This window comes from Bacillus sp. 05T31 (genome assembly GCF_056396725.1).
The window spans coordinates 1-3060 of the sequence record NZ_JBFTMA010000550.1; the positions used below are offsets into that span (position 1 = coordinate 1).

Genomic DNA, 3060 nt, shown 5'->3' on the forward strand with positions numbered 1-3060 from the left:
GGGATTTATTTTAAAACCGAAATCGATAGATGCGATGGTTACAATCTCAAACTTAGGACAACGGCAAGCTATTTTACATGATGTTTCGGTTGCTTTAGGAATATATAGAGATTCTGGAACGCCGGCACTTGTACCGTTAGCGAAGCGTGATTTAGAGGATGGGAGAGTTGGGATTTTTGTTCTGCCGCAAGATCAAGATGCAGAAAAAGCGATAGGGGTAATCGGAAATGTACCAACATTAGAGAGTGCTGTTCATATGTCATCAGAAGCTCCGAAAGGAAGGGGAGATAAGAGATGATGTTAGAAAGTGTTATTCTCGCAGTCATTACAACAACGCCAGAGAAATTTGCAGGTGGTGCCCCTTTATTTATTTGCGAGTCGACAGAGGAACTGGAATTTGTTGCAAATAATTTAGAGGCTATTTTAGATGGTATTGCACATCGCTTACAAGATAATGTATATATTATTGTGAAACATTAGTAACGTGTGGTATAATGTGAGGTGTTTTGATACGTTGAGAAATATTCTGGAATGCAAATCCCTTCTTGCACAAAGAAGGGTTTTTTACATAATAAACAGAAGCAAGTTGAAAGGATGAAAGTATATGCCGAAACCAGTAATAGCGATAGTAGGCCGCCCGAACGTAGGGAAATCTACTATTTTCAATAGAATTGTTGGAGAAAGAGTTTCAATCGTAGAAGATATACCAGGTATAACGCGAGACCGTATTTATAGTGCGGGAGAATGGTTAAATCATGAGTTTAACATTATTGATACAGGTGGAATTGATATTGGAGACGAGCCGTTCTTGACACAAATTCRTCAACAGGCGGAAGTAGCGATTGATGAAGCGGATGTTATCATTTTTATGACGAATGGTCGCGATGGTGTAACTGCAGCAGATGAAGAAGTTGCTAAAATTTTATACCGTTCTAAAAAACCAATTGTACTTGCGGTAAATAAGGTTGATAATCCAGACATGCGTAGTGATATTTATGATTTTTATGCATTAGGATTTGGCGAGCCATTCCCGATTTCAGGTACACACGGTTTAGGACTTGGTGATTTGTTAGATGAAGCTGCAAATCATTTTCCAAAGATTGAAGAAGAAGCGTATGACGATGAAACAATCCGTTTCTCTTTAATTGGACGTCCAAACGTAGGGAAATCATCACTTGTAAATGCACTTCTTGGTCAAGAACGTGTAATTGTAAGTAATATAGCGGGAACGACACGTGATGCTGTTGATACACCATATAGTAAAGATGATCAAGATTATGTAATCATCGATACAGCTGGTATGCGTAAAAAAGGGAAAGTATACGAAAGTACAGAAAAGTATAGTGTACTTCGTGCACTTAGAGCGATTGAACGTTCTGACGTTGTTTTAGTCGTTTTAGACGGAGAAGAAGGAATTATTGAGCAAGATAAAAAAATCGCTGGATATGCTCATGATTCAGGACGAGCTGTTATTATCGTTGTAAACAAATGGGATGCAGTGAAAAAAGATGAAAAAACAATGAAAGCATTTGAAGAAAACATCCGTGCTCATTTCCAATTTTTAGAGTATGCACCGATTGTATTCTTATCTGCGAAAACGAAAAAGCGTACACAAACGTTATTACCGGTTATCAATGAGGTAAATGAAAGCCATAGCATCCGTGTACAAACGAATGTATTAAATGATGTAATTATGGATGCGGTAGCGATGAATCCAACGCCGACACATAATGGTAGCCGTCTGAAAATCTTCTATGCGACACAGGTTGCGGTAAAACCACCAACATTTGTTATATTTGTAAACGATACAGAATTAATGCACTTTTCATATGAGCGCTTCTTAAAGAACCGTTTACGTGAAGCGTTCGGTTTTGTAGGAACGCCGATTCACATTATCGCTAGAGCAAGAGACTAATGGAGAGGATGTGATTTTATGACAAAAATCACAGTAATAGGAGCAGGTAGCTGGGGAACAGCGTTAGCGATGGTATTAGCTGACAATGGGCATGATGTACGTATTTGGGGAAACCGTCCTGAACTCATGAATGAAATTAATACGAAGCGTGAGAACAGTAGATATCTTCCAGGGATTACATTGCCAAGCACAATCGTAGCCTACTCTTCTTTAGAAGAAGCATTAGTAGATGTAAATACAGTACTGCTAGTAGTACCGACGAAAGCGTACCGAGACGTATTGCAAGAGATGAAAGAAATTGTTACAGAGCCAATTACTTGGATTCATGCAAGTAAAGGAATCGAACCAGGTACGTCAAAACGTATTTCGGAAGTGATTGAGGAAGAAATTCCAGAGAGCTTGATTAAGGATGTTGTTGTACTATCTGGGCCGAGTCACGCTGAAGAAGTTGGATTGCGTCAAGCGACAACTGTTACGTCTGCAGCAAAGCGTATGGAAGCGGCTGAGGGAGTACAAGATTTGTTTATGAATAGCTATTTCCGTGTATATACAAACCCAGATATCGTTGGAGTTGAACTTGGTGGTGCTTTAAAAAATATTATTGCACTAGCTGCGGGGATATCTGACGGGCTTGGATTAGGTGATAATGCGAAAGCAGCATTAATGACACGTGGTTTAACAGAGATTGCTCGTTTAGGAAGAAAAATGGGCGGAAATCCGTTAACGTTTGCTGGTCTAACTGGTATGGGAGACTTAATTGTAACTTGTACAAGTGTGCATAGCCGAAATTGGCGCGCTGGAAATATGCTTGGAAAAGGGCACTCTTTAGAAGAAGTGCTAGAAAGTATGGGTATGGTTGTAGAAGGTGTAAGAACAACGAAAGCTGCTCATGAATTGGCGGAGAAAATGGAAGTTGAAATGCCGATTACAGCTGCTTTATATGACGTGCTGTTCAATGGGAATAATGTGAAAGATGCAGTAGGCTCATTGATGGGACGTGTTCGAAAACATGAAGTTGAAGCGATACCTGATTTGTTATAAAGAAAGCGGTAGAAGTACATTTCGTACTTCTACCGTTTTTTATTTTTTATGGGTCTTTTCACCAATTTTTCATCTCTGCATAGGATGAAGAGTAACTTGAGGAG

4 protein-coding genes are annotated in these 3060 nt (G+C 39.4%); all 4 read left to right on the top strand.

The annotated features are described in order from the left end of the window. Positions 1-298, top strand: a 298-nt coding sequence (locus tag AC1DJR_RS23940; RefSeq protein WP_477003669.1) for a YIEGIA domain-containing protein, incomplete at its 5' end; no start/stop codon positions are given. Further along, positions 295-480 (top strand): capping complex subunit for YIEGIA, encoded by a 186-nt coding sequence (locus tag AC1DJR_RS23945; RefSeq protein ID WP_002086624.1) that lies wholly within the window; start codon positions 295-297, stop codon positions 478-480. The genes AC1DJR_RS23940 and AC1DJR_RS23945, both read left to right, overlap by 4 nt. A gap of 124 nt (positions 481-604) precedes the next feature. After that, positions 605-1915: a ribosome biogenesis GTPase Der gene (der, locus tag AC1DJR_RS23950; protein ID WP_477003670.1), complete on the top strand. Its 1311-nt coding sequence runs from the start codon at positions 605-607 to the stop codon at positions 1913-1915. An 18-nt stretch (positions 1916-1933) separates the two neighbouring features. Then, complete coding sequence (locus tag AC1DJR_RS23955) at positions 1934-2956, top strand: NAD(P)H-dependent glycerol-3-phosphate dehydrogenase (RefSeq protein WP_002011813.1); 1023 nt, start codon at positions 1934-1936, stop codon at positions 2954-2956. Positions 2957-3060 lie beyond the last annotated feature (104 nt).